Genomic DNA, 23,700 nt, shown 5'->3' with positions numbered 1-23,700 from the left:
CAGGGAACCGGCGGCTCGCGGCCGGGCAACAACGGGTGTCCCGACCGAGAGCCGAAAGGCCATGACATGACCGAGACGAGCCGGACCTCGGAGGAGGCGGACGCCGACCTCATCGCCCGGTCCCGGCGTGAGCCCGAGGCGTTCGCCGAGCTCTTCCGGCGGCACGCCCCCGACATCACGCGCTACGTCACGCGCCGGCTCGGCGCGGACGCGGCCGAGGACGTGGTGGCCGAGACGTTCCTGACGGCGTTCCGGCAGCGCGCCCGCTACGACGTGGCACGCCCGGACGCGCGCCCGTGGCTGTACGGCATCGCCACCAACCTGATCGGCCGCCACGTCCGCACCGAGGTGCGACGGCTGCGCGCCCTGGAGCGCACCGGCGTCGACCCGGTGACCGCGCCGTTCACCGAGCGCAGCGACGAGCGGGTCAGTGCGGCGGCCGTGCGCCGCGCCCTGGCCGCCGCGCTGGCCGCCCTGCCCGCCGGGCACCGGGACGCGCTGCTGCTGGTCGCCTGGGGCGGCCTCAGCTACGAGGAGACCGCACAGGCCCTGGGGGTGCGCATCGGAACGGTGCGGTCCCGCATCAGCCGTGCCCGCAGCAGGATGCGCAGGGAACTCGGCGGCGCCGACCCCACCTCCCTCAGGCCGACCGTCAACGAGGAGCCCATCGGTGGATGAGATGACCCTTCTGGAGAACCTGCGTTCGGAGGTCCCGCCGCCGGAGTCGGCGGACCTCCGGCGGGTCGAGGAACGGCTGACGGCCGCCATCACCGGTTCCGCGGCCGCCGAACGCCCGCGCCGCCGGTCGTCGGTGCCGTTCCGCAGACCCGTCGTCCCGCTGGCCGCCGCCGGCACGGCCCTCGTGCTCCTCGGTGGCGCCCTCGCCGTCCGGGGAGAGGAGCCCGGCCCGAAGGGGCACGTCGTCCACGTGATGCCCAACCGCTCGGTGGAGGTGCTCGACCGTGCGGCCGAGGGCGTCTGGCGGCAGCGGGAGCTGCGCCCCGCCCCGGGCCAGTACCTGGTCTTCGAGACCGAGTCCATGGCCAGCGCCGAGGGCGCGGTGGGGGAGGACGGCGCCTACGGCCGGTACCTGCACCGGGGGCGCCGGAAGGTGTGGATGCCGGTGCAGGGCCGGTCGCTGGACGCCGTCGTCGTCGACACGGTGCTGCCGGCCAGGCGGTTCCCGGGCTACCCGCTGCCCGCCACGGCGCCCCGCACGACGCGCACCGGCCGGCCCGAGAGGCTGGTGGACTTCGATCAGCGCCCCGAGCACCTGCGCACCGACTACGCCTACCTGAGTCGGCTGCCGACCGACCCGCAGGGCATGTACCGGCACCTCTACACCGGCCTGGGCGAGGGCGAGGAGGCCCACCGGCAGGCGTGGTCGCGGGTGTGCGACCTGCTGTGCCAGGCCTACATGCCGGCCGCCCAGCGGGCCGCGCTGTTCCGGGCCGCCGGGGCCATCCCCGGCGTCACGGTGGTCCGGAACGCCGAGGACGGCATAGGCCGCAAGGGCGTCGCGGCCGCCCGCGTCGACCGCCTCACGGGCGAGCGCCGCGAGTACGTCTTCGACCCCGAGACCTACGACTTCCTCGGCGAGCGGAGCGTGGTGGTGGACGCCGCCGCGGCGGGGGCGCCGGTCGGCACCGTGGTGTCGTACTCGGTGGTGCTGAAGGCGGACGTCTCCGACAGCGCGCCGACCCCGCGGCCGCGGAGCTGACCCCGGTCCCGCGGCCGACGCGGGCGGCCGCGGGACCGGAGCGCCCTCCGCCGCGTTCCCCCTCGTCCCGGGCCGGCGGGCGATCGGCCCTCCTCGTCCTCCCTCGTCCTCGGCGGTCCCTCGCCCCGGTCTCCGCCGGCGCCTTCCGGACGGGACCGTGCGGCCCGGCGCCGTCGGCCTCCGCGGCCCGAGGCGCGACGATCACGGGATCCGGCCCGGGGCGGACCGCCCGTCCGGCGCGCCCGGCGCATGCCGTGCGGGCCGATGAGGGCGCCGGCCCGGCGCCGGGATCCCTTCGCCGCGGCCTCCCCCGGCGGGAAGTCCTCTCCCCGGGCCGTCCATGCCGTCGAGGAATGACGGTGCCCCAGCCGGGTAGCGCGGGGAACACCGGCCGTTCACCGATCACGGGGGGCACATGATGCGGACAACCGGTGAGACATCCGGCGAGGGAGCCCTCAGGCGGGCCTCGGTCGGCGACGCCGTCCGGCTGGGCGGCGCGCTGCTGGCGCCGTGGGACGGCGTCCGCGCGGCGCTGTGGGGGGACTGGCGCGCGGTGCGGCTGCGCCACCGCTATGGGCCGGGGCCGCTGCGGATCGCGCTGCCCGGCCGCCGTCCGGTGCTGGTGCTGACGCCGGATGACGCGCACCGCGTCCTGACCGCATCCGCCGAGTTCGCCCCGACGGACCTCACCGGCGAGGGCGGGATCCCCCGGCATCTGCTGCCCCACCGGGTGCCGGCGCCGCCGGGGGAGGACGCGGCGCGGCGCCGCGGTCTCGACGAGGAGGTGCTGGACGCCCATCAGCAGGTGCACCGGGCCGCCGGGCCGATGATGCTGCGGATCCAGCAGGAGGCGGCGCGGCTGCTGGAGACGGTCGCCGCCGACGGCGAGCTGACCTGGGGAGCCTACGCCGCCGCGTACCGGCGGCTGGCGCGCCGGCTGGTGCTCGGCGACGCGGCCCGCGACGACCGGATGCTCACCGACGCGTTCGGCGCGCTGCTGGCCGCGTCCGCGCCGGGCGCCCGGATCCGCGGCCGCGGGGCCGGCGCCGCGGCGGAGGAGGTCTTCCGAGGCCGGCTGCGGGCGCACATCGAGCGGGCCGAGCCCGAGAGCCTGGCCGGGCGGTTGACGCGCGAGTCGGCGGAGGGGGACGGGCATCGGCTGAGCCAGGTCGCCCGCTGGCTGTCGGGGTTCGGCGCGGCCGGGGTGACGGCGTACCGGACGCTGGTGCTGCTGGCCGCCCGTCCCGACCGGCTCGCCCGCGTCCGCGACGAGCTGTCGGGCCTGCACGCCGCCCATCCGCCGAGCCCGGTGTCGGTGCCGTATCTGCGGGCCTGTGCGCTGGAGGCGGCGCGGCTGTGGCCGGTCGTTCCGACGGTCTGGCGGCGGAGCGTCGCGGAGACCCGGTGGGGGGAGGCGACCCTGCCCGCCGGGTCGACCCTCTTGGTGGTGCTGCCGCTGTTCGGCCGGGACGGGGCGACGCTGCCGTACGCCGACCGGTTCGAGCCCGACGTCTGGCTGGACGGCCGGGCGGTGGAAGACGGCGTGGTCGCCCCGTTCGGGGCGGGCTCCGGACGGTGCCCGGGGGAGAGCCTGGCGCTGATGACGGTCACCTTGCTGCTGGCCGGTCTGCTGCGCGGGCACGAGCCGAGGCTGTCGCGGCGGCCGCGCGGCCTGGATCCCGGTCATCCGCTGCCCCGGATCCTCGATCACGGTGCGGTCCGGGTGGCCCTGGACCCGTTGCCGGCGCCGGTGGTCGGGCGCTGACCGGCCCCGTCGTCTGATCTACGATGTAAAGACGCCGGGTCCGATTTCGGCCAGGTTGTGCTCGCCGTAGGGGGAGCGTCCCGCGCGGCGGCATGGACCTGCGATCATTGACGAAGTAGCGTGGGGAGTCCCGGGTCCTTGTCTCGGTTGACCCTCCGGGCTCACCCGGCATAAGTTGCGGCAACCGTCATCGTGACGGGCGGAGTCGGGAAGAGCAGCGCGGGTCGTCGCGCTCGCGGAACGCGGGCGCGCCGGGGCACGCCGAAGGTAGGAGGCCGAGCCGATCAATGCCGAGCGTCTACTGCACGCAGTGCGGTCACGCCAATCCGGATGATGCCCGCTTCTGCTCCCAGTGCGGCACTCCGCTCACCCGGGGCGGACCGTCGCCCATGCCTCCGCGGGAGTCGCCTGGCGAGTCCACATCCACCATCTCGATCGCCGGGATCGAGGCCTACGAACCCGACGCCCAGCCGGCTGAGGACGCCGGCGTCGACCAGATCGCGGTCGAGCAGCTGCCGCCCGGCACCGCCCTGCTGGTGGTCAAGCGGGGTCCCAACGCCGGGAGCCGGTTCCTGCTGGACAAGGACCGCACCTCAGCCGGCCGCCACCCCGAGAGCGACATCTTCCTGGACGATGTCACCGTCTCGCGGCGGCACGCCGAGTTCGCCCGGCACGGCGGCACCTTCTCGGTCCGCGACGTGGGCAGCCTGAACGGCACCTACGTCAACCGCCGTCGCATCGATCAGGCCGGGCTGTCGGGCGGCGATGAGGTGCAGATCGGCAAGTTCCGGCTGGTGTTCCTCACCAACCCGCAGCACCAGGGCTGAGGGCGTCCGCGGCGAGGTGTGACAGGGGCATGAGCGAGCCGCGAACAGAGCCAGCGGCACGGCGGGCGGGGCCCACCGGCCCGCCGTGGACACGCTCCGGAGGAGGCCGGTGAGCGCACAGCCCGTCCGGCGAACGATGACGATCGGGGACGCCCTGGCGCTGCTGCGCCCCGAGTTCCCGGACGTCACCATCTCCAAGATCCGTTTCTTGGAGGCCGAGGGGCTGATCGAGCCGCAGCGCACCCCCTCCGGCTACCGCAAGTTCACCCCGGCCGACGTGGACCGGCTGCGCCTCATCCTGTCCGCGCAGCGCGACCACTACCTGCCGTTGCGGGTGATCAAGGAGTACCTGCGGGCCAGGGACCGGGGTGAGGCGGTCGATCCGCCGTGGGAGGCGGCACGCGCTCCGCGCCGGCTGGTCGCCGCCGACGGATCCGCCCCCGCATCGGGCGGGGAGGCCCCCGACGTCCGGCTGACCCGCCGTCAGCTGCTGGACGGGGCGGGCGCCGAGGAGGAGCTGCTGTCGGAGCTGGAGGACGCCGGGCTGGTCCGGCGGACCGGCCGGTACTACGGGGCCGAGGCGCTGACGGTGCTCCGCGCCGCCGTCGCGCTGGGACGGCACGGCGTGCAGGTCCGGCACCTGCGGGCGGTCAAGGCCGCCGCCGATCGGCAGGTGGGGCTGATCGAGCAGGTGGTGGCCCCGCTGTTGCGGCGGCGTGATCCGCGCGGGCACGAGGAGGCCGAGCACGCCGCCCGCGCCATCGCCGACCTGTTCATGCGCCTGCACGCGGCGCTGATCTCCGCCGGGCTGCGGGAGACCCTGGAGGGGTGAGCGGACGATCGGCCGATCCGGTGACGGATCACCGCGCCTGAGAGGGGATCGTCGCCGACCAGAGGGTGTACGTTGGCATAAGGGTCTATCGCGAGCCGATCGAAACAGCCGAGAAGCAGCCAGGGAGCCGCTGTGAAGCAGATGGAGGTCGTCGGCGTCCGGGTCGAAATGCCCTCCAATCAGCCGATCGTCCTGTTGAAGGAGACGGCCGGGGATCGGTATCTGCCCATCTGGATCGGCGCCGTGGAGGCCACCGCGATCGCCTTCGCCCAGCAGGGGGTGCTGCCGGCGCGGCCGCTGACCCACGATCTGTTCCGGGACGTTCTGGAGGCGTTCAGCGTCCAGCTGCGCACCGTCAACATCACCGCGTTGCGGGAGGGCATCTTCTTCGCCGATCTGGTGTTCTCCAACGGAGTCGAGGTCAGCGCCCGCCCATCGGACTCGATCGCCCTGGCGCTGCGCACGGGGGCGACCATCTTCGCCAGCGAGGACGTGCTGGAGGAGGCGGGGGTGGCGATCCCCGACGAGCAGGAGGATGAGGTGAAGAAGTTCCGCGAGTTCCTCAACACCATCTCGCCGGAGGACTTCGGCCGGGCCGGTTGACGGGCGGGCCGGTGCTCGGTCGACGACGCGTTGCACCCACCCCGCGGACCGGTTCGCCGATCGCCGTTGATTACGCTGAGGAACGGGGTAAGGGAAGCAGTGAGGGCGGTGGCGCGCAGTTTGCCCACGTGAAGCCGGTTCATCCGGGCATGCGACGCGCCGACGCCGAACGTTGACCACACCCTGACCGGCACCTACCGTGCTGGTGGAACACCCGTGGTGTAATTCGTCAAACCCCCTTGACGAAGCGGCACGGGCTGATAGAAGCCGGAGGTCCGCGTGGCGGTGAGCAGCGGCGAGGGCAAGGCTCACTCTGAGCACCCTGACAGGCAGGTCGCCTCACAGCGTGCCGGAGAGCAGGGACTGCTGTTCGACACCCAGGTGTCGCCCCCGCCTGAGAACGTCGGTTACCGCGGCCCCACGGCGTGCGCGGCGGCCGGGATCACCTACCGCCAGCTGGACTACTGGGCCCGCACCCGGCTGGTGGAGCCCAGCGTGCGAGCCGCGCACGGATCGGGCAGCCAGCGGCTGTACAGCTTTCGCGACATCCTGGTGCTCAAGGTCGTCAAGCGGCTGCTGGACACGGGGGTGTCCCTGCAGCAGATCCGCACCGCCGTGGCGCATCTGCGCGACCGCGGGGTCAAGGACCTGGCCCAGATCACCCTGATGAGCGACGGCGTGAGCGTCTACGAGTGCACCTCCGCCGACGAGGTGGTGGATCTGCTGGCCGGAGGGCAGGGCGTGTTCGGCATAGCCCTGGGCCGGGTCTGGCAGGAGGTCGAGGGCAGCCTGGCCGAGCTGCCCGCCGAGCGCGCGGTACGCGATGACGCCCCCCATCCTCATGACGAGCTGGCACGGCGACGGATCCGGCGCAGCGGCTGAGACGCCGCACGGGTGAAGGCCCCACGAGCGCCCGCGAGAGCGGGCGGCGCCCGTGACCGCACTCGGAGGAACCGTCGCCCCACCCGGGAACGATCATATGGTTCCGTCGGTTCCCCGACCGTTCCCGGAACTCAGATGATCTCCTTGCGCTGCAGGTAGGTGAACGCCGCCCAGCCCGGCAGCACCGGCAGCCAGAAGGTCAGCAGCCGGAACAGCAGCACCGCGGACGTGGCGGTCTCGGCGGGCAGTCCGGAGATCGTCAGTCCCACCGACAGGGCGCCCTCCACCGCCCCCAGCCCGCCGGGGGTGGGCGCCGCCGAGCCCAGCGCGTTGCCGGTCAGGAAGACCACCATGACCGCGGTCCACTCCAGCTCCCCGCCGAAGGCGCGGACGGAGGCGTCCAGGCACACCACGAACCCCACGGTCAGCAGCAGCGTCCCGCCGAGCCCGGTGGCCAGCTTGCGCGGCGACTGCACCACGTCCGCCAGGCGCGGCACCACCCCCGAGAACATCGACCGCAGCCGACGGACGACCATCCGCCGCACCACCGGGATCGCCGTGGCGACCCCGGCGACGATCGCCGCCGCCAGCAGCACGATGACGATCACGGGGGAGGGCGCCAGGTTCTCGGTGGCGTGCCCGGTGGAGCCGGTGATGAACCCGAACAGCACCAGCAGCAGCACATGCGCCGCCAGCCCCATCAGCTGCGAGGCGCTCACGCTGGCCACCGCCGGCCCCGGCCGCACGCCCGCCCGTTGCAGGTAGCGGGTGTTGAGCGCCACCCCGGTGACCGCGGCCGGCGCCACCAGCTTCACGAACGAGGCGGCCAGCTGCACCAGCAGGGTGCGTCCCAGCGGCAGCCGCTCGGGCACGAACCCCATCAGCATCCAGGCCGCCGCCAGATAGGTCGCCGCCGCCCCGGCCGCGGCGACCGCCACCCACCACCATTGGGCGCGCGCCACCAGGCCGCCGATGTCGACGTTGCTCAGCTGCGGGAAGACGATGTAGGCGGCGATGGTCAGCGCGACGATGCTGACGATGGTGCGGGGGCGGAAGCGCTCCAGGTTGGCCGGGGCGACCTCGATCTCCGGCTCCAGGCGCACGATCTGCTCGCGGATCCGGGTCAGCAGCTCCCGGTCCTGCCGCAGCGCCGCCCGGGTGTCCCGGTTGAGCGCCACCGGCTGCAGCAGCGGCACCGCCCCGGCCAGGGCGCGGGCGCCCAGCACGGCGGCGGCGGTGCGGACCGACCGCTCGGCCCCCACCCGCAGCGCCAGCGTGGTCAGCAGCTGCGCCAGGTCCAGCCGCAGCAGCAGATCGTTGGCGGCGGTCTCTCCGGCGCGCAGGTCGACGATCCAGGCCGCGCCGGCGTCGTCGCGCAGGATCGCCCCCTGCTCCAGCCGCCGATGCGCCAGCCGCGCCTCCTGCATCAGCCGGAACTGCCGCCAGATGTCGGTGAGGAACTCGTCGGTCAGCTCCGCGTCGTCCAGGACGTTCAGGGTCCGGCCGGGGACGTGCTCATAGGCCAGCAGCGCCGCCTCGGTGCCCACCTCGCAGGTGCCCAGCAGCCGCGGCGTGCGCGCTCCGGCGGCGTGCAGCGCGTACGCCATCAGCGACTCCTGCTCCAGCGACCGCCGCAGCGACCGGACCGCGCGGCGGGTGGAGCGGTCGCGCAGCCGCACCAGCCGCCACACCCGGTACAGCATCCCGGCGGTCTGCTGGTCGCGGTCCAGGACGGTGACCTCCAGCCGCCACTCGGCGTCGGGGTAGGCCGTCTCGCCGAGACGTCGGTCGTCCTCCACCGAGACGCCGTATCGGCGGACGTCGTCGCGGTCGGGCAGCCGCCGGGCGCGCACCGGCCGCAGCCCCAGTCGGCCCAGCGCGGCCAGCACCGCGTCACCGGGCGGCCGCGGATTGGGGGCGCCGACCGCGTACAGGGTGCCGTAGCCGATCGCGCGGCCCAGGAAGTAGGTGGCGGCCAGCGCCGCCACCGAGGCGTACTGGGCGGTCAGCCCGGTCAGCGCGGCCAGCCCGATCATCGCCCAGATCGCGGCCTGCCAGCGCGGCCGGCCGGTCGTGCCCACCGCGGTGACGAACGCGATCACCGGGGTGATGTCGGTGTGCAGCGGCGCGGTCTGCGAACCGCCCCAGATCAGCGAGTCCAGCACCCCGCCGGGCGCCGCCGGGGTCTCCCAGCCGTCCAGCAGCACGGTCAGCGCGAACGCGATCACCGCGGCCAGCAGGCCCACCGTCACCCGGAGCCCTTCGCGGCGCAGCAGCCGTTCGACGGCGAACGCCACCGGCACCGCCAGCACCCCGAAGCTGGACACCAGGGTGGCCAGCCCGAGCAGCAGGTGGGGGGCCCGCTCGGTGCCCTCCCGGATGTCGGTCTGCAGTCCCTGGGCGGTGCCCTGCGCGATGTTGACCAGAAGCACCACCCCGGCCAGCCCGGCCACCGAGCCGATGAACCGGATCGCGTCCCCGGGCCGGCGGATCCGCCGCGGCAGCGACGGCTCCTCCACCGTCGCCGAGACGGGCGTGGCCGGTTCCGGCCATCGTCTCCGGGCCCCCTGGTCTCCGGGGTCGCCGGGAGCGGCGCCGGTACGCCGCCGGTCCACCGCGTCGTCGTGAGTCGGCGTCACGTGACACCGCCGTCCGGACACTTCATCATGATCGGCGTCCCGGGGCCCAGGGCCGGGCGTGATGCGTCAAGGCCCTTCACCGGCTCCGTCTGCACCATCTCCCAGCCCCATCCCGCGGCCGGTGCGGCCTCAGGTCCCCGTCGTGTTGTCGGGGGCCATCGTAGCGGTCGGCAAAGAGTGTGCATCTCCGCACCGACCTGCGTTTTCCGTCTCGAGGCGGGACCGTTGTGATCGCTTGCCCGCGCGTTGAGTACAGTGGCGGGGACAGCCGTCACATCCCGTGCGGGAGAGATCCCGCGCCGCAGGGCGCGGGGCGCCGAAGGGGCAACCCTCCCCGGAACCTCTCAGGCAAAAGGACCGTGCGGGAGAGGCTTCTCTGGAAAGCAGGCGTGTTCCCGGTGCGAACGGGNCGGGAGAGGCTTCTCTGGAAAGCAGGCGTGTTCCCGGTGCGAACGGGGAACGGCGTCTCACCGAAGGTGCAAGCCCGCCGCCCGGCGGGTGAAGCTCTCAGGTGCAGATGACAGAGGGGGAGACGGCCGGCGGGTCCGCCCCGCGGGCCGGAAGAACCTGCGACAGCCGTGCCGCAGCCCAGGAGGCTCCCCAGCCATGACGACTCACACCACGTTCGCCGACCGGCACATCGGACCCTCGCCGGACGAGCACGCCCGGATGCTGGAGCGGATCGGCTACGGCGACATCGACGCACTGATCGCCGACGCCGTGCCCGCCGCGATCCGCACCGACCGGCCGCTGGACCTGCCCGCCGCGTTGGACGAGAGCGCCGCGCTGGCCCGGCTGCGCGAGATCGCCTCCCGCAACACGGTGCTCACCTCGATGATCGGCCTGGGGTACTACGGCACGATCACCCCCGGCGTGATCCTGCGCAACGTGCTGGAGAACCCCGGTTGGTACACCGCCTACACCCCCTACCAGCCGGAGATCTCCCAGGGGCGGCTGGAGGCCCTGCTGAACTTCCAGACCGTGGTGGCGGACCTGACCGGGCTGCCGGTCGCGAACGCCTCGATGCTGGACGAGGGCACCGCCGCCGCCGAGGCGATGGCGCTGGCGCACCGGGTGGCCAAGGCCGAGGAGCCGGGCGTGTTCCTCATCGACGCCGACGCGCTGCCGCAGACCATCGCGGTGGTGCGGACCCGCGCGGCGGCCCTCGGCATCACGGTCGAGGTCGCCGACCTGTCCGACGGCGTGCCCGAACGCGACGGCTGCTTCGGCGTGCTGCTGCAGTACCCGGGGACGAGCGGCGCGGTCCGCGACCTGGCCCCGGTGATCGCCCAGGCCAGGGAACGCGGCGCCCAGGTGGTGGTCGCCGCCGACCTGCTGGCGCTGACGCTGCTGCGCCCGCCGGGCGAGCTGGGCGCCGACATCGCGGTGGGCTCCGCGCAGCGGTTCGGCGTCCCCTACGGCTTCGGCGGCCCGCACGCCGGCTACATGGCCGTCCGGGAGGGGCTGCAGCGGCAGCTGCCGGGCCGGCTGGTCGGGGTGTCGGTGGACGCCGACGGGCGCCGGGCCTACCGGCTGGCGCTGCAGACCCGCGAACAGCACATCCGCCGGGAGAGGGCCACCAGCAACATCTGCACCGCGCAGGTGCTGCTGGCGGTGATGGCCGGGATGTACGCCGTCTACCACGGTCCGGAAGGGCTGCGGGCGATCGCCGAGCGGGTCCACGGGCGCGCCCGCGCGCTGGCCGAGGGGCTGCGGTCCGGCGGCGTGGAGGTGGTCCACGAGGTGTTCTTCGACACCGTGCTGGCCCGGGTGCCCGGCCGCGCCGCCGAGGTCGTCGAGGCGGCCCTGGAGCGGGGGATCAACCTGCGCCGGGTGGACGCCGACCACGTCGGGGTCTCCTGCGACGAGACCACCACCGCCGAGCACGTGGCCCGGGTGCTGGAGGCGTTCGGGGTCGAGGGGGCCGCCCCGTCCGCGCCCGCCGGGGACCTGCTGGAGGGGCTGCGCCGCGACGACGCCTACCTGACCCACCCGGTGTTCCACTCCCACCGGTCCGAGACCGCGATGCTGCGCTACCTGCGCCGGCTGCAGGACAAGGACCTGGCGCTGGACCGCACGATGATCCCGCTGGGCTCGTGCACGATGAAGCTCAACGCCACCACCGAGATGGAGCCGATCACCTGGCCGGAGTTCGCGAACATCCACCCGTTCGCACCGCTCGACCAGGCCCGCGGCTACCTGGAGCTGATCGAGGAGCTGGAGCGCTGGCTGGCCGAGATCACCGGCTACGCCAAGGTCTCGGTGCAGCCCAACGCCGGCTCCCAGGGCGAGCTGGCCGGGCTGCTGGCGATCCGCGGCTACCACGCCTCCCGCGGCGAGGGCCATCGCGACGTCTGCCTGATCCCCTCCTCGGCGCACGGCACCAACGCCGCCAGCGCCGCGATGGCCGGGATGCGGGTCGTGGTGGTCAAGTGCGACGCCGACGGCAACATCGACCTGGCGGACCTGCACGCCAAGATCGACCGGCACGGTCCGAACCTCGCCGCGATCATGGTCACCTACCCCTCCACCCACGGGGTGTTCGAGGAGACCCTCACCGAGGTGTGCAGGGCCGTGCACGACGCCGGCGGGCAGGTGTACGTGGACGGCGCCAACCTCAACGCCCTGGTCGGCCTGTCCCGGCTCGGCGAGATCGGCTCCGACGTGTCGCACCTGAACCTGCACAAGACGTTCTGCATCCCGCACGGCGGCGGAGGGCCCGGCGTCGGCCCGGTCGGCGTGGCCGAGCACCTGGTGCCGTTCCTGCCCAACCATCCGCTGCGCCCGGAGGCCGGGCCGCAGGAGACCGGCGTCGGCCCGATCTCGGCGGCCCCCTGGGGGTCGGCGGGGATCCTGCCGATCTCGTGGACCTACATCGCGATGATGGGCCCCGACGGGCTCCGCAGGGCCACCGAGGGCGCCGTCCTGGCCGCCAACTACGTGGCCCGCAGACTGGCCCCGCACTATCCGATCCTGTACACCGGGCGGAACGGGCTGGTCGCGCACGAGTGCATCGCCGACCTCCGCAAGATCACCAAGGAGACCGGGATCACCGCCGAGGACGTGGCCAAGCGGCTGATCGACTACGGCTTCCACGCACCCACCCTGTCGTTCCCGGTGGCCGGCACGCTGATGATCGAGCCCACCGAGAGCGAGGACCTGGCCGAGCTGGACCGGTTCTGCGACGCGATGATCCAGATCCGCCGGGAGATCGCCCGGGTCGCCGACGGCACCTACGACCGCGTCGACAACCCGCTCAAGAACGCCCCGCACACCGCCGAGCACCTGGCCGCCGACACCTGGAAGCACCCCTACGGCCGGGAGGAGGCCGCCTACCCGCTGCCGTCGTTGCGTCGGGACAAGTACTGGCCGCCGGTCCGGCGGATCGACCAGGCCTACGGCGACCGCAACCTGGTGTGCGCGTGCCCGCCTCCGGAGGCCTTCGAGGACTGAGATCATTGTCCGGTGGACCGCCGGGGTCCGTCCCGGCGTTCCACCGGGCCTTCCCGGGCCCGCCGGATAGGGTTTCAGGGAATCGTCGGCCCCTTCTGGAAGGCACCATGAGCACGACGCCGGACGAGGCGACCGCGGATCCGTCGGTGCTGTGCGAGCGGGCCCGCCGGCTCGCCGAGGGCGGTGAGCCGGAGGCCGCCGCCCGATTGTTCGATCAGGTCCTGCGGATGGGGGAGGGGCCGCACCGGGCGCGGGCCGCGCTCGGGCTGGCGGTGGTGCTCGACGACCTCGGCGATGCGGCGGGGGCCCGGGAGGCCGACCGGATCGCCATCGGCACCGGGGACCCCGAGTACGGGCCGCGCGCCGCCTACCATCTGGCGCTGCTGCACGAGCGGGCGGGGGAGCGCGAGGAGGCCGTGCGGGCCTGGCGGACGGTGGTGGACTTCGGCAATCCCGGCTACCTGCCGCCCGCGCTGCTGGCGCTGGCGCAACTCGCCGACGAGGAGGGCGACTTCGAGGGCGCCCGGGCCTGGTGGGAGCGGGTGATCGAGACCGGCGATCCGCAGTACGCCCCGGTCGCCGCGCACGATCTGGCGCAACGGCTGCTGGAACGCGGCGAGCCGGCCCGGGCGCAGCGGGCGCTGACCGCGGCGCTGCGGACGATCGACCGGGAGACCTCTCCCTACGCCTACGCCCGGCTGGCCACCGCGATCGGCATCGCCTACCTGGACCAGGCGATCGGGGCGTTCCGCGCCGTGCTGGAGGACGAGGAGGCCGCCGCCGATCCGGAGGTGGGGCCGCTGGCGACCGAACTGCTGGCGCGGACGCTGCCGTTGCGCGGCCGCACCGAGGAGGCCGGCGAGGTGTGGGCGCAGGGCCTGGCCCGGCCCGCCGTCGCCGGGCAGGTCCGGGCGCGGCTGCGCCGGGGGTTCGGGGAGAGCGACGAGGACGCCGAGATCCCCTGGTGGGAGCCCGTGGTGGAGTCGGCGGTGGCCGACGGGAGCCTGCCCGCCCTGACCGGCGAGGTGTTCGGCGCGCTCGACCACATCTACGCGCTGGTCGCGCTGCGCCGCCTGCAGGGGCCGGCCGGAGACCCCGCCGAGACGCGGCGGATGCTGGAGGAGGCCGTCCGCGTCCCCGAGGACTACCGGTGGGGCGGACTGCTGAGGGAGAGCTTCACCGACCGGGCCCGCCGCGCCCTCGACCTCGACGCGCCCGAGCGGTGACCGGCGGTCGGGCGCCCGATCCGCGGGCCGCTACCGTGGGCCCATGCGGATCACGACGGAGCACGGCCCCGCCGAGGTCACCGTGGACGAGCCGGCCGGCGACCCGGCGTTCTGGCTGGCGCTGACCCACGGGTCGAACGGGGGAGTGCAGGCCCCGGACCTGCTGGCGGTGCGCGATGCGGCGCTCGGGCTCGGCGGCGCGGTGGCGCGGGTCGTGCAGCCGTTCCGGCTGGCGGGCCGACGCGCCCCCGGCTCGGCGGCCAGGCAGGACCGGGCGTGGGTCGAGGTGCTGGACGCGCTGCGCGACCGGATCGGCGACCTGCCGCTCGTCCAGGGCGGCCGCAGCAACGGCGCGCGGGTGGCCTGCCGCACCGCGCGGTCCGTGGGCGCCGTGGGGGTGGTGGCGCTGGCCTTCCCGCTGCATCCGCCGCGTCGGCCCGAGGTCTCCCGCGCCGAGGAGCTGCGCGCGGCCGGGACGGAGGTGCTGGTGGTCAACGGGGATCGGGATCCGTTCGGGATCCCCGCCCCGACCGACGGCGTGCACGTGACGGTGCTGCCGGGCGAGCGCCACGACCTGAGCGGGGATCCGGCCGCGGTCGCCGCCGCGGTGGAGCCGTGGCTGCGCCGCTGGGCGCGGATCGACGCCCGGGTGCCGTGACCGGGACGGGGACGGAGGGGCCCGGGTGCGCCGGTCCCGGGCCGGTTCGGGACCGGGACCGGCGAAGGGCCGAGCCCTCGAAGCGACCGCTGAGGTGAGCCCCGTATCGAACCGATCCCCGCGCGGAGACCGCTCAGGCCGCGGACGTGGCCGACCTCGCGATCGGGCGCTGCGGGGCTATGGCCTCTCCGTCGGGCAGCAGCTCACCGGTGTCCTCGAAGACCACCACGCCGTTGCACAGCAGGCTCCATCCCTGCTCGGGATGGCGGACCAGGGTGCGGGCGGCGTCGCGGTCGGGAGCGTCGGGGGGCGGACAGGGCGGCTGGTGCGGGCACATCGGTGTGCCTCCGGGTTTCGACTACGTGCGGATGTTCGGAACTGTCTTCTTGGACGTTCACCAGTGTGCTGTGGTTCAGGTCACTGCGACATAGCCCGTTGGGACGATGTTGATCTGACTCCTTCCTACCGGTGGACTAGCCGGGACCGGTCCCTCTGGACCGGTCCCGGCACGACCGGCGGGGCCTCGGGCCGCCGGGTCCGGCGGCGCCGGGTGGGAGCGCCGGGGGACGGGGAGCGCGGTCAGGGCCGGCGCGCTCGCGACGACAGCCCGGTGAGGATCAGCTCCAGCCCGGCGGTGAAGCGGGCGTCCCAGTCCGTCGGGGGCTCGCCGGGGGAGGGACCGCGCAGCTCCAGCGCCGTCTGGCCGATCACATAGCCGAGCAGGGCGTGGGCGCCGTCGGCGGCCGCCCCTTCGGGCAGTCCCGCCCGCCGCAGGATCTCCCGCAGGGAGGCGGCGGTGTCGCTCAGGGCCGCCGGGTTGCGCCGGGTGACCACCAGCGGCAGCACCCCCGAATGCGCCGTCAGCCGGGCCCGGTAGGCGGTCGCCCACTCCCGCAGCGCCCTCCGCCAGTCCTCGCCGGCCGGAGGCCGGGCCGGGAACACGGCGACGTGGGAGACCAGCCCGTCCAGCAGCTCCTCCTTGCCGCGCGGCATGTGGTGGTAGATCGCCATCGCCTCGACCTGCAGGGCGTCGCCGAGCCGCCGCATGGTGAGCCGGCCGAGCCCTTGGCCGTCCACGATGTGCAGCGCCGCCTCGATGATGCGTTCGCGGGTGAGCGGAGGGCGGTTCTGAGCCGCCACGCTGGGCTGTCTGACCATGACTGCACCTTACTGCGTAAAGGCACGGGTCGGGGAAGATCTCGCCCGATGCGGCGCCCCCGCACCCGCGACGGCGGCCGGGCGCGTACCCTGGTCCTCCGGAAACGACCACAGCGAGAGGAAGGACCCCCGCCATGCCGCTGGGCCGCCGGACGACCAGGGACGTCATGGAGCGGTACGCCGCCGATCGGGAACTGGCCGGCACTTACCGCGACCGGCTGGCGGAGGCGGTGCGGGCCGAGGAGGAGTTCCGGCGGGTGCAGGCCAGGGACGCCGCCCGGCCGACCGAGGAGCTGCGGACGCTGGCGGTCGAGCTGGACCGGGCGCTGACCGAGGCGCTGCGGGCCGCCGAGGCCGCCGAACGGGTGGCGATGGGACCGAAGACCTACGTCCCGCGGGACGCCAAGGACCCGGCCAAGGCCCGCCGCGCCGCCGAGATCGCCCGGCGCAAGGCCAAGGCCCGTCCCGAGGTGCGACCGTGGAGCGATGAGGTGGACCGGCTGCGCACCGCCCGCGAGGCGCACCGCCTGAGCTTCCGCGTCGGACGCGGCGCGGCCGCCTGAGCCGGCGTCGACCGGCCCGGGGGACGGGTGCCGTCGGCGGCGCACGCGTCGGACGGCACCCGGGTCGGATTTTCGAGAACCTACGCGTTTCGAGATGCGCCGGCGCCGCCGTGGGCCGAACAATACGGTGGCGCACCGGCGAACATCGGGGGACGGGGAGATCCATTGGAGCGCACGCCGCCTGACAGGCATCGCCTGCTGGAGTCCTACCAGGACGGGGTCCGGGCGATCCGGAGGCTGGCCGCGCAGGTCGAGGACTGGTCGGTGCCGACCCCCTGCACCGAGTGGACGGCGCTGGACCTGGCCGGGCATCTGCGTTGCGTGGCCGAGAACCAGCTGGAGTACCTGCAGGACGGACCCGACAGCCGGCTGGCCAAGCTGTTCGCCCAGGACGCGCCGTCGGCCGTGCTGATCCGCCAGCAGGCCCGGCAGAACGCGGCCGAGCTGGCGGTGCTGCCGCCCGAGTCCGGCCCGGAGCGGATCATGTCGTTCACCGTGTCGGCCGGGGCGTACGCCGACCTGGTGCCGGACGCCTGGGACCGCACCCACCTGGTCTACCGGGGCACCAAGTACACCGTGGGCGACTACACGGGCGCGGCCTGCGTGGAGTGGCACCTGCACGCCTGGGACCTGGCCAAGGCCGTCGGCGTGGACTACCGGCCGCGCGACCCGGAGGTCCTGGTGCCCGCCTGGCATTGGGGAGTGCCGCACCTGCCGCTCGCCGGAGGCGACCCGTGGGAGTCGGTGCTGCGCTCGTCGGGACGCTCGCCGCACTGGCCGGACGTCGACGAGACACGGCGGCCGAGGCGTTTCGTGCGGGCCAGGTGAGCGGGCCGGCGCCGTTCACGCCCGTCGTCCCACCCGCCGTTTCACACTCGAGGGCCGCTCTTGTGCGGAGGATGTATCACCTCGGGCACATCGGCGGGCGTTCGATGTAATCAGCGCTCCCTAGCTTCCAGGTGTTCCTTCGACCATCTGGAGGCAGAGCGATGACGGTGCTGGCCAGGCCCGAGCGCGCCGACGACACGGGCGCCGGGTCCCTCTCCGCCAAGGGCGGCCGCTGGATCGACCACTGGGAGCCGGACGACGAGCGGTTCTGGGCGCGGACCGGCCGCCGGGTGGCCGCCCGCAACCTGGTCTGGTCGATCCTGACCGAACACCTGGGGTTCTGCGTCTGGCTGCTGTGGAGCATCGCCGTCCTCCACCTGGAGTCGGTGGGGATGCGGCTGTCGGTCGGTCAGGTCCTCTGGCTGACCACGCTGCCCAACCTGGTCGGCGCGGCGATGCGCATCCCCTACACCTTCGGGCCGGCCCGGTTCGGCGGCCGCAACTGGACCATCGTCAGCGCGCTGCTGCTCCTGGTCCCGTGCGGACTGTTCGTGTACGCGGTCGGCGACCCCGACATCCCGTACTGGGCGCTGCTGCTCATCGCGGCCACCACCGGCCTGGGCGGCGGCAACTTCGCCTCCTCGATGGCCAACATCACGCACTTCTACCCGACCGGCAAGCAGGGGCTGCCGCTGGGACTGAACGCCGCCGGCGGCAACCTGGGCACCAGCGTCACCCAGCTGGCGATGCCGCCGCTGATCACGGCGTTCGGGCTGGCCGCGGTCGGCTGGGTGTGGATGCCGCTGATCCTGGTGGCGGCCGCCGGCGCGTACCTGTTCATGAACAACCTGCGCAAGGTCGCCTCGCCCTACACCCTCCGCGAGATGGCCGCCATCAGCCGCGAGCCCCAGACGCTCATCATGAGCGTGCTCTACATCGGCACGTTCGGGTCGTTCATCGGCTACTCGTTCTCGTTCGGGGTGCTGATCAAGACGCAGTTCCCCCACATCGAGAGCGCCCACTACATCTGGCTGGGCGCGTTCGCCGGGTCGCTGGCCCGGCCGCTGGGCGGCTGGCTGGCCGACCGGTTCGGCGGCGCCCGGGTCACCGCGGTGGACTTCCTGCTGATGGCGCTGGGCATCGGCGCGGTGGCGCTGGCGGTGCGGGCCGGCAGCTGGCCGGTGTTCCTGGCGGCGTTCCTGTTCGTGTTCGTCACCACCGGCATCGGCAACGGCTCGACCTACAAGATGATCCCGGCGATCTTCAAGGTCACGGTGATGGAGGGGGTCGATCCGGCGGACGGGCCGGCCGCGGAGCGGGCGCTGGCCCTGGCGCGCCGCAAGGCCGCGGCGGTGATCGGCGTCACCTCGGCGGTGGGCGCGTTCGGCGGCGTGCTGATCCAGCAGGCGTTCCGGATCTCGCTGGAGCAGACCGGCGGGGTCGGCCCGGCGCTGGTGGGGCTGACCGTGTGCTACGTCCTGTGCATGGTCCTCACCTGGGCGGCCTACCTGCGGAAGGTGCGCATCGGGGAGAGGCGGATGAGCCTGGCGCAGGCCGGGGTCTGACGGGGCGGACGGGACGAAGTCCTGCGGAGACCGGCGAAGGACGGCGAAGGACGGCGAAGGCGGCGCCGGTGGACCGCCCACCGGCGCCGCCCCTCGTCTGCGGCGCCCTCGGACGCGGCCTCAGACGTGATCGGCGACCAGCTCGGCCCGCTGGGGATGCTCGGCGCGGGCGCAGTGGGCGCAGCAGTACCAGTGCCGGTCGACCTCCACGCCGTGGCCGAGGATCCGGCAGGAGCAGTGCTCGCAGATCGGGGCCATCTTGGTGATGGCGCATTCGAAGGAGTCGAACGTGTGCACCGCGCCCTGCGCGTGGATCTCGAAGGACAGCTCGTAGTCGTTGCCGCAGACCTCGCAGGTGGCCATGGTGATCTCCCCCCGATTCGCCGGCCGTACGCCGTGCCACCTACCCGGCGGAGACGCGCCTCTACCGCCTCGGCCGTTCCGGCGGCCAGTCCGGGCCGAAACCGGGCTCGTACCCGTCCTCCAGATAGACGGTGCGGCCCTCGGCGATGCCGCGCAGGCTGGGCTCCATGCGCCGGGCGATGTGCGGGGCGGCCAGGTCGGCGATCTTCTCCGGGGCGACCAGCGCGTGATCGGACAGCTCGTCGGGGGGAAGCCTGATGTCGCCGATCTGCTCGGCGGTGATGCCGCCGCCGAAGACGAACACGTTGACCGCGTCGACGCCCTCGCGGGGCGGCCCCCAGTCCACGCAGGCCAGTCCGTCGAGCCGGGGGACGAAGCCGAGCTCCTCCTCGCATTCGCGCATGCAGGCGGCCAACGGGGACTCCCCCTCCTCGATCACTCCGCCCGGCAGGAACCATCCTTCCTTGTAGGTGGGCTTGACCATCAGCACCCGGCCGAGATCGTCCAGCAGCAGGGCGGCGGCGGCGCCTCGGGTACGGGGCAAGGAGGCGTAATAGGAGGTGTCGGGCATGCAGATGAGGCTACGGCGTGCCCGCGGGCGCCCTTCGGGCCCGCCGTCGGCAATCTGACGCCGAGCGGGGACGGGCCGTCGATCCGTTCGAGCCGCGGGCTCGGGGCGCCGAATGCGATCGTGACCGGCGATGAGAACAGCGGAGACGCGATCATGGTCGGGTCGCGGCGGGGCGGGCCGAGTCGACCGGGCGAGGGCCGGCCGGCATCGCGGACAAGTCGCTGACCTCGACGAACGCGGCTCGGTGAAACGCTTTTAACATCCGGGACACGACCGGGACCCGGAGGTGAAACGCCCCCTGCACACGATCAGGGACCATGACGGCGAGTGAACGGACCCGCGCGCCGGACACGGCCGCGGCGGACGGAGCCCCCACCCACTGCCCCTACTGCGCGCTGCAGTGCGGCATGACGGTGGGCGGCGTCCCGGTGCGGGTGACGCCGCGTCAGGACGTTCCGGCCAACCGCGGCGGGCTGTGCCACAAGGGCTGGACGGCGGCCGAGCTGCTGACCGCGGCCGACCGGCTGACCACGCCGCTGATGCGCGCCCGCCGGGACGCGCCGCTGGAGCCGTGCACCTGGGACGAGGCGCTGGACCGGATCGTCGCCGAGGTGACCCGCCTCCAGGGGCGGCACGGCCGGGACGCGGTCGGGGTGTTCGGCGGCGGCGGGCTCACCAACGAGAAGGCCTACCAGCTCGGCAAGTTCGCCCGGATCGCGCTGCGCACCGCGCAGATCGACTACAACGGGCGGTTCTGCATGTCCTCGGCCGCCGCCGCGGTGAACCGGGCGTTCGGGATGGACCGCGGGCTGCCGATGCCGATCACCGATCTGGCGCGGGCGGACGCGATCATGGTGGCGGGCGGGAACGTCGCCGAGACCATGCCGCCGTTCATGCGCCATCTGGCCGAGATGCGCGAGCGCGGCGGGGCGCTGATCGTCATCGATCCGCGCCGCACCGTCACCGCCCGGCGGGCCGACCTGCATCTGCAGCCGACCCCCGGCACCGACCTGGCGCTGGCCAACGGGATGCTGCACCTGGCGATCCAGGAAGGGCTGGTCGACGAGGACTACATCCGCGCGCGCACCGACGGGTTCGAGCAGGTCCGGATGTCGGTGAACGCCTACTGGCCGGACCGGGTCGAGCGGATCACCGGGGTGCCGGCGCCGCAGATGCGCGAGGCGGTGCGGCTGCTGGCGCGGGGACGCAGATCGCTGATCCTGACCGCCCGGGGGGCCGAGCAGCACGCCCGCGGCACCGACACCGTCACCGCGTTCATCAACCTGGCGCTGGCGCTGGGACTGCCCGGCCGGGAGGGGTCCGGGTACGGCTGCCTGACCGGGCAGGGCAACGGCCAGGGCGGCCGCGAACACGGCCAGAAGGCCGACCAGCTCCCCGGCTACCGCCGGATCGACGACCCGGCGGCGCGCGCCCACGTCGCCGCCGTCTGGGGGGTCGACCCCGACGTCATCCCCGGCCCGGGCCGGTCGGCGTACGAGCTGCTGGAGGCGCTGGGCACCGAGGACGGCCCCAAGGCGCTGCTGCTGTTCGGCTCCAACCCGGTGGTGTCGGCCCCGCGGTCCGCCCGGGTCGAGGAGCGCCTCGGGGCGCTGGAGTTCCTGGCGGTGGCGGACTTCGTGCCGTCGGAGACCGCGCTGCGGGCCGACGTGGTGCTGCCCACGACGCAGTGGGCCGAGGAGTCGGGGACGGTGACCAACCTGGAGGGCCGGGTGCTGCGCCGCCGGCGGGCGGTCGATCCGCCGCCCGGGGTCAGGTCCGACCTGGAGATCATCGCCGAGCTGGCCGGGCGGCTGGGTGCCCCCGGCGCCTGGAGCGACGATCCGGCCGAGGTGTTCGAGGAACTGCGGGCCGCCAGCGCCGGCGGCCCGGCCGACTACTCGGGCATCACCTACGAGCGCATCGAGGCCGAAGGCGGCGTCTTCTGGCCGTGCCCCTCCCCGGACCACCCGGGCACGCCCCGGCCCTTCCTGGACCGCTTCGCCACCCCGGACGGGCGGGCGCGGTTCGTCCCGGTCGAGCACGGCGGCGCGGCCGAGGGGACCGATGAGGACTATCCGGTCCATCTGACGACGGGCCGGGTGCTGGCGCAGTACCAGAGCGGTGCGCAGACCCGTCGGGTGGCGCCGCTGGTGGAGGCCGCGCCCGAGCCGTTCGTGGAGCTGCATCCCGACCTGGCCGAGCGGCACGGCGTGACCGACGGCGCCATGGTGCGGGTGAGCAGCCGCCGCGGCGCCGCCGTCGTGCGGGCGCGGTTGGTGGAGTCCATCCGGCACGACACCGTGTTCATCCCCTTCCACTGGGCGGGGGAGGGACGCGCCAACCTGCTGACCAATCCCGCGCTCGACCCGGTGTCCAGGATGCCCGAGTTCAAGGTGTGCGCCGTGCGGATCGAGCCCATCGAGCAGAGCGGAGCCGATCAGTGACATCGCTGAGCGACCGGATCGTCGTCGTCGGCAACGGCATGGCGGGGTCACGGTTCGTGACCGAGCTGCGCGCCCGCGACCGCGAGGTGCCGCTGACCGTGTTCGGCGCCGAACCGCAGCAGCCCTACAACCGGGTGCTGTTGTCGAGCGTGCTGGCCGGAGCGGTCGGGCCGGAGCAGATCGGCCTGGTGGACCCCGCCTGGTACGAGCGCAACGACGTGGACGCCCGGCTGGGCGTGGAGGTCGTCGGGATCGACCGTGAGCGGCGGGTGGTGCACGCCGCCGACGGGAGCGCGACCGAGTACGGCACCCTGGTCCTCGCCACCGGCAGCGTCGCGTTCGTGCCGCCGATCCCGGGCGCCGAGGAGGGGCTGCCGTCCGGGGCGTCGGCGTTCCGGACCCTGGAGGACTGCCGCCGCATCGTCGAGCTGGCCGACCGGGCCGAGCGTGCGGTGGTGGTCGGCGGCGGGCTGCTGGGCATCGAGGCCGCCCGCGGGCTGGCCGGCCGCGGCCTGGAGGCGACGGTGCTGCACCTGGCCGGGCACCTGATGGAACGGCAGCTCGACCCCGACGCCGGCCGGGTGCTGGCGCGGACGCTGGCCGGGCTGGGCGTCCGCACCCGGGTGGGGGCGGCGGTGACCGCGCTGCGCACCGAGACCGGCCCGGACGGGGAGCGGCGGGCGGTGGGGGTGGAGCTGGCCGACGGGGAGTTCCTGCCCGGCGACCTGGTGATCATGGCCTGCGGGGTGCGGCCGGACGTGCGGCTGGCGCGGGAGGCCGGGCTGGAGGTCGATCGCGGCATCGTGGTGGACGAGACGCTGCGGTCGGTCACCGACCCCGCCGTCCGGGCGATCGGGGAGTGCTCGCAATACGGCGACACGGTGTACGGGCTGGTGGCGCCGGCCTGGGAGCAGGCCGTGGTCCTGGCCGACCTGCTGGGCGGCGCCGACGCCGCCGCCAGGTTCACCGGGGCGCGGCAGATCACCCGGCTCAAGGCGACCGGCGTGGAGCTGGCGGCGATGGGGGAGACCCACCACGGCGACGACGACCCCGAGGTGGAGGTGGTGCGGTTCGCCGATCCCGCCCGCGGCACCTACAAGAAGGTCGTCATCAGGGACGGCCGGCTGATCGGGGCGATCCTGCTGGGGGAGACCGGCACCGCCGGGGCCCTCGCCCAGCTGTACGACCGGAACGCCCCGCTGCCGTCGGACCGGCTCAGCCTGCTGTTCCCCGGCGTCAACGGCGCCACGGTGAGCGACTCGCCGGTGCGGATGCCGGACGCGGCGACGGTGTGCAACTGCAGCAACGTCTCCAAGGGACAGATCCGCGCCTGCTGGGAGCGCGGCGCCCGGACCGTCGAGGACATCGTCCGCGCCACCCGGGCGAGCACCGGGTGCGGAGGCTGCCGGGACACCGTGGAGGGCCTCGTGGCGTGGCTGAGGGAACAAGAGCCCGAACCCGAGCCCGCGCCCGCCGGCTGACCCGCCCGCGCCCCGACGTCGCCGGCCGCGACCGGACGATCACGACCGCACACCGAACGACCGCGCAGACGGGACCCGCCGTTCTCGGCGGGTCCCGTCTGCGCGTCAGGTCACGAGATGAC

20 protein-coding genes and 2 riboswitches are annotated in these 23,700 nt (G+C 74.1%); of the genes, 15 read left to right on the top strand and 5 right to left on the bottom strand.

The features are described 5' to 3' along the window. Positions 1-66 precede the first annotated feature (66 nt). The 7 genes from EIO00_RS13600 to EIO00_RS13570 all read left to right on the top strand — a co-directional run bounded on the left by EIO00_RS13600 (position 67) and on the right by EIO00_RS13570 (position 6,629). Positions 67-678 carry an RNA polymerase sigma factor gene (locus EIO00_RS13600; protein WP_140178865.1) on the top strand — a complete coding sequence of 204 codons (612 nt, stop codon included), beginning with the start codon at positions 67-69 and terminating at the stop codon, positions 676-678. Position 679: 1 nt separating this feature from the next. Then, positions 680-1,720, top strand: a complete 1,041-nt coding sequence (locus tag EIO00_RS13595) for a CU044_5270 family protein (protein WP_140178999.1) — start codon at positions 680-682, stop codon at positions 1,718-1,720. A gap of 415 nt (positions 1,721-2,135) precedes the next feature. Then, entirely contained in the window at positions 2,136-3,485 is a 1,350-nt protein-coding gene (locus EIO00_RS13590; RefSeq protein WP_140178864.1) for a cytochrome P450, read from the top strand. Between the two features lie 287 nt (positions 3,486-3,772). Beyond that, positions 3,773-4,312 (top strand): FHA domain-containing protein, encoded by a 540-nt coding sequence (locus tag EIO00_RS13585; RefSeq protein ID WP_140178862.1) that lies wholly within the window; start codon positions 3,773-3,775, stop codon positions 4,310-4,312. A gap of 109 nt (positions 4,313-4,421) precedes the next feature. Further along, a complete protein-coding gene (gene ftsR / locus EIO00_RS13580; RefSeq protein ID WP_206664131.1) occupies positions 4,422-5,144 on the top strand; it encodes a transcriptional regulator FtsR in 723 nt (240 codons plus the stop codon). 132 nt (positions 5,145-5,276) lie between these two features. Further along, positions 5,277-5,747 (top strand): bifunctional nuclease family protein, encoded by a 471-nt coding sequence (locus tag EIO00_RS13575; protein ID WP_140178860.1) that lies wholly within the window; start codon positions 5,277-5,279, stop codon positions 5,745-5,747. 279 nt (positions 5,748-6,026) lie between these two features. Further along, positions 6,027-6,629: a MerR family transcriptional regulator gene (locus EIO00_RS13570; RefSeq protein WP_140178858.1), complete on the top strand. Its 603-nt coding sequence runs from the start codon at positions 6,027-6,029 to the stop codon at positions 6,627-6,629. Between the two features lie 131 nt (positions 6,630-6,760). On the opposite strand, the gene EIO00_RS13565 is transcribed toward EIO00_RS13570, so the two are convergent. Continuing rightward, on the bottom strand, positions 6,761-9,268 hold the full coding sequence (locus EIO00_RS13565) for a flippase-like domain-containing protein (RefSeq protein ID WP_338325926.1): 2,508 nt from the start codon (positions 9,266-9,268) through the stop codon (positions 6,761-6,763). Positions 9,269-9,541: 273 nt separating this feature from the next. After that, a riboswitch (glycine riboswitch) is annotated at positions 9,542-9,638 on the top strand. A gap of 44 nt (positions 9,639-9,682) precedes the next feature. Beyond that, positions 9,683-9,802: riboswitch (glycine riboswitch) on the top strand. 72 nt (positions 9,803-9,874) lie between these two features. Between EIO00_RS13565 and gcvP the strand changes: the two genes are divergently transcribed. The 3 genes from gcvP to EIO00_RS13550 all read left to right on the top strand — a co-directional run bounded on the left by gcvP (position 9,875) and on the right by EIO00_RS13550 (position 14,605). Next, positions 9,875-12,721: an aminomethyl-transferring glycine dehydrogenase gene (gene gcvP / locus EIO00_RS13560; RefSeq protein ID WP_140178854.1), complete on the top strand. Its 2,847-nt coding sequence runs from the start codon at positions 9,875-9,877 to the stop codon at positions 12,719-12,721. Positions 12,722-12,828: 107 nt separating this feature from the next. Continuing rightward, positions 12,829-13,947, top strand: coding sequence for a tetratricopeptide repeat protein (locus EIO00_RS13555; protein ID WP_140178852.1), 1,119 nt, complete (start codon positions 12,829-12,831; stop codon positions 13,945-13,947). A 43-nt stretch (positions 13,948-13,990) separates the two neighbouring features. After that, entirely contained in the window at positions 13,991-14,605 is a 615-nt protein-coding gene (locus tag EIO00_RS13550; RefSeq protein WP_140178850.1) for an alpha/beta hydrolase family protein, read from the top strand. Positions 14,606-14,738: 133 nt separating this feature from the next. On the opposite strand, the gene EIO00_RS13545 is transcribed toward EIO00_RS13550, so the two are convergent. Next, positions 14,739-14,942, bottom strand: a complete 204-nt coding sequence (locus EIO00_RS13545; RefSeq protein ID WP_140178848.1) for a DUF5999 family protein — start codon at positions 14,940-14,942, stop codon at positions 14,739-14,741. A 242-nt stretch (positions 14,943-15,184) separates the two neighbouring features. Next, complete coding sequence (locus EIO00_RS13540) at positions 15,185-15,763, bottom strand: TetR/AcrR family transcriptional regulator (RefSeq protein WP_140178846.1); 579 nt, start codon at positions 15,761-15,763, stop codon at positions 15,185-15,187. Positions 15,764-15,897: 134 nt separating this feature from the next. Between EIO00_RS13540 and EIO00_RS13535 the strand changes: the two genes are divergently transcribed. The 3 genes from EIO00_RS13535 (at position 15,898) to EIO00_RS13525 (ending at position 18,719) form a co-directional block, all read left to right on the top strand. Continuing rightward, positions 15,898-16,326, top strand: a complete 429-nt coding sequence (locus EIO00_RS13535; protein ID WP_140178844.1) for a plectin — start codon at positions 15,898-15,900, stop codon at positions 16,324-16,326. Positions 16,327-16,491: 165 nt separating this feature from the next. Next, complete coding sequence (locus tag EIO00_RS13530) at positions 16,492-17,154, top strand: maleylpyruvate isomerase N-terminal domain-containing protein (RefSeq protein WP_140178842.1); 663 nt, start codon at positions 16,492-16,494, stop codon at positions 17,152-17,154. 161 nt (positions 17,155-17,315) lie between these two features. Continuing rightward, the gene (locus EIO00_RS13525; RefSeq protein ID WP_140178840.1) at positions 17,316-18,719 is read left to right on the top strand and encodes an MFS transporter; all 1,404 of its coding nucleotides are present in this window, start codon (positions 17,316-17,318) and stop codon (positions 18,717-18,719) included. 120 nt (positions 18,720-18,839) lie between these two features. On the opposite strand, the gene EIO00_RS13520 is transcribed toward EIO00_RS13525, so the two are convergent. Together EIO00_RS13520 and EIO00_RS13515 are read right to left on the bottom strand one after the other, a co-directional pair. Next, positions 18,840-19,082, bottom strand: a complete 243-nt coding sequence (locus EIO00_RS13520) for a hypothetical protein (protein WP_140178838.1) — start codon at positions 19,080-19,082, stop codon at positions 18,840-18,842. 61 nt (positions 19,083-19,143) lie between these two features. Then, positions 19,144-19,653 carry an NUDIX domain-containing protein gene (locus EIO00_RS13515; protein ID WP_140178836.1) on the bottom strand — a complete coding sequence of 170 codons (510 nt, stop codon included), beginning with the start codon at positions 19,651-19,653 and terminating at the stop codon, positions 19,144-19,146. Positions 19,654-19,970: 317 nt separating this feature from the next. Between EIO00_RS13515 and EIO00_RS13510 the strand changes: the two genes are divergently transcribed. Together EIO00_RS13510 and EIO00_RS13505 are read left to right on the top strand one after the other, a co-directional pair. Continuing rightward, positions 19,971-22,097 carry a molybdopterin oxidoreductase family protein gene (locus EIO00_RS13510; protein WP_140178834.1) on the top strand — a complete coding sequence of 709 codons (2,127 nt, stop codon included), beginning with the start codon at positions 19,971-19,973 and terminating at the stop codon, positions 22,095-22,097. Beyond that, complete coding sequence (locus EIO00_RS13505; RefSeq protein WP_241661327.1) at positions 22,094-23,578, top strand: FAD-dependent oxidoreductase; 1,485 nt, start codon at positions 22,094-22,096, stop codon at positions 23,576-23,578. Before EIO00_RS13510 ends, EIO00_RS13505 begins: the two co-directional genes overlap by 4 nt. Positions 23,579-23,700 lie beyond the last annotated feature (122 nt).

Source organism: Thermomonospora catenispora, from assembly GCF_006363815.1.
GTDB classification, from domain to species: Bacteria; Actinomycetota; Actinomycetes; order Streptosporangiales; family Streptosporangiaceae; genus Thermomonospora; species Thermomonospora catenispora.
The sequence above is the reverse complement of the archived record's forward strand: the minus strand, read 5'-3'. Positions and strand labels throughout refer to the sequence as shown.

Bases quoted from the DNA above. Each gene is read 5' to 3' on its own strand.
- EIO00_RS13600 (WP_140178865.1), top strand. From the start codon at position 67: ATGACCGAGACGAGCCGGACCTCGGAGGAGGCGGACGCCGACCTCATC.
- EIO00_RS13595 (WP_140178999.1), top strand. From the start codon at position 680: ATGACCCTTCTGGAGAACCTGCGTTCGGAGGTCCCGCCGCCGGAGTCG.
- EIO00_RS13590 (WP_140178864.1), top strand. From the start codon at position 2,136: ATGATGCGGACAACCGGTGAGACATCCGGCGAGGGAGCCCTCAGGCGG.
- EIO00_RS13585 (WP_140178862.1), top strand. From the start codon at position 3,773: ATGCCGAGCGTCTACTGCACGCAGTGCGGTCACGCCAATCCGGATGAT.
- gcvP (WP_140178854.1), top strand. From the start codon at position 9,875: ATGACGACTCACACCACGTTCGCCGACCGGCACATCGGACCCTCGCCG.
- EIO00_RS13555 (WP_140178852.1), top strand. From the start codon at position 12,829: ATGAGCACGACGCCGGACGAGGCGACCGCGGATCCGTCGGTGCTGTGC.
- EIO00_RS13550 (WP_140178850.1), top strand. From the start codon at position 13,991: ATGCGGATCACGACGGAGCACGGCCCCGCCGAGGTCACCGTGGACGAG.
- EIO00_RS13545 (WP_140178848.1), bottom strand. From the start codon at position 14,942: ATGTGCCCGCACCAGCCGCCCTGTCCGCCCCCCGACGCTCCCGACCGC.
- EIO00_RS13540 (WP_140178846.1), bottom strand. From the start codon at position 15,763: ATGGTCAGACAGCCCAGCGTGGCGGCTCAGAACCGCCCTCCGCTCACC.
- EIO00_RS13535 (WP_140178844.1), top strand. From the start codon at position 15,898: ATGCCGCTGGGCCGCCGGACGACCAGGGACGTCATGGAGCGGTACGCC.
- EIO00_RS13525 (WP_140178840.1), top strand. From the start codon at position 17,316: ATGACGGTGCTGGCCAGGCCCGAGCGCGCCGACGACACGGGCGCCGGG.
- EIO00_RS13520 (WP_140178838.1), bottom strand. From the start codon at position 19,082: ATGGCCACCTGCGAGGTCTGCGGCAACGACTACGAGCTGTCCTTCGAG.
- EIO00_RS13515 (WP_140178836.1), bottom strand. From the start codon at position 19,653: ATGCCCGACACCTCCTATTACGCCTCCTTGCCCCGTACCCGAGGCGCC.
- EIO00_RS13510 (WP_140178834.1), top strand. From the start codon at position 19,971: ATGACGGCGAGTGAACGGACCCGCGCGCCGGACACGGCCGCGGCGGAC.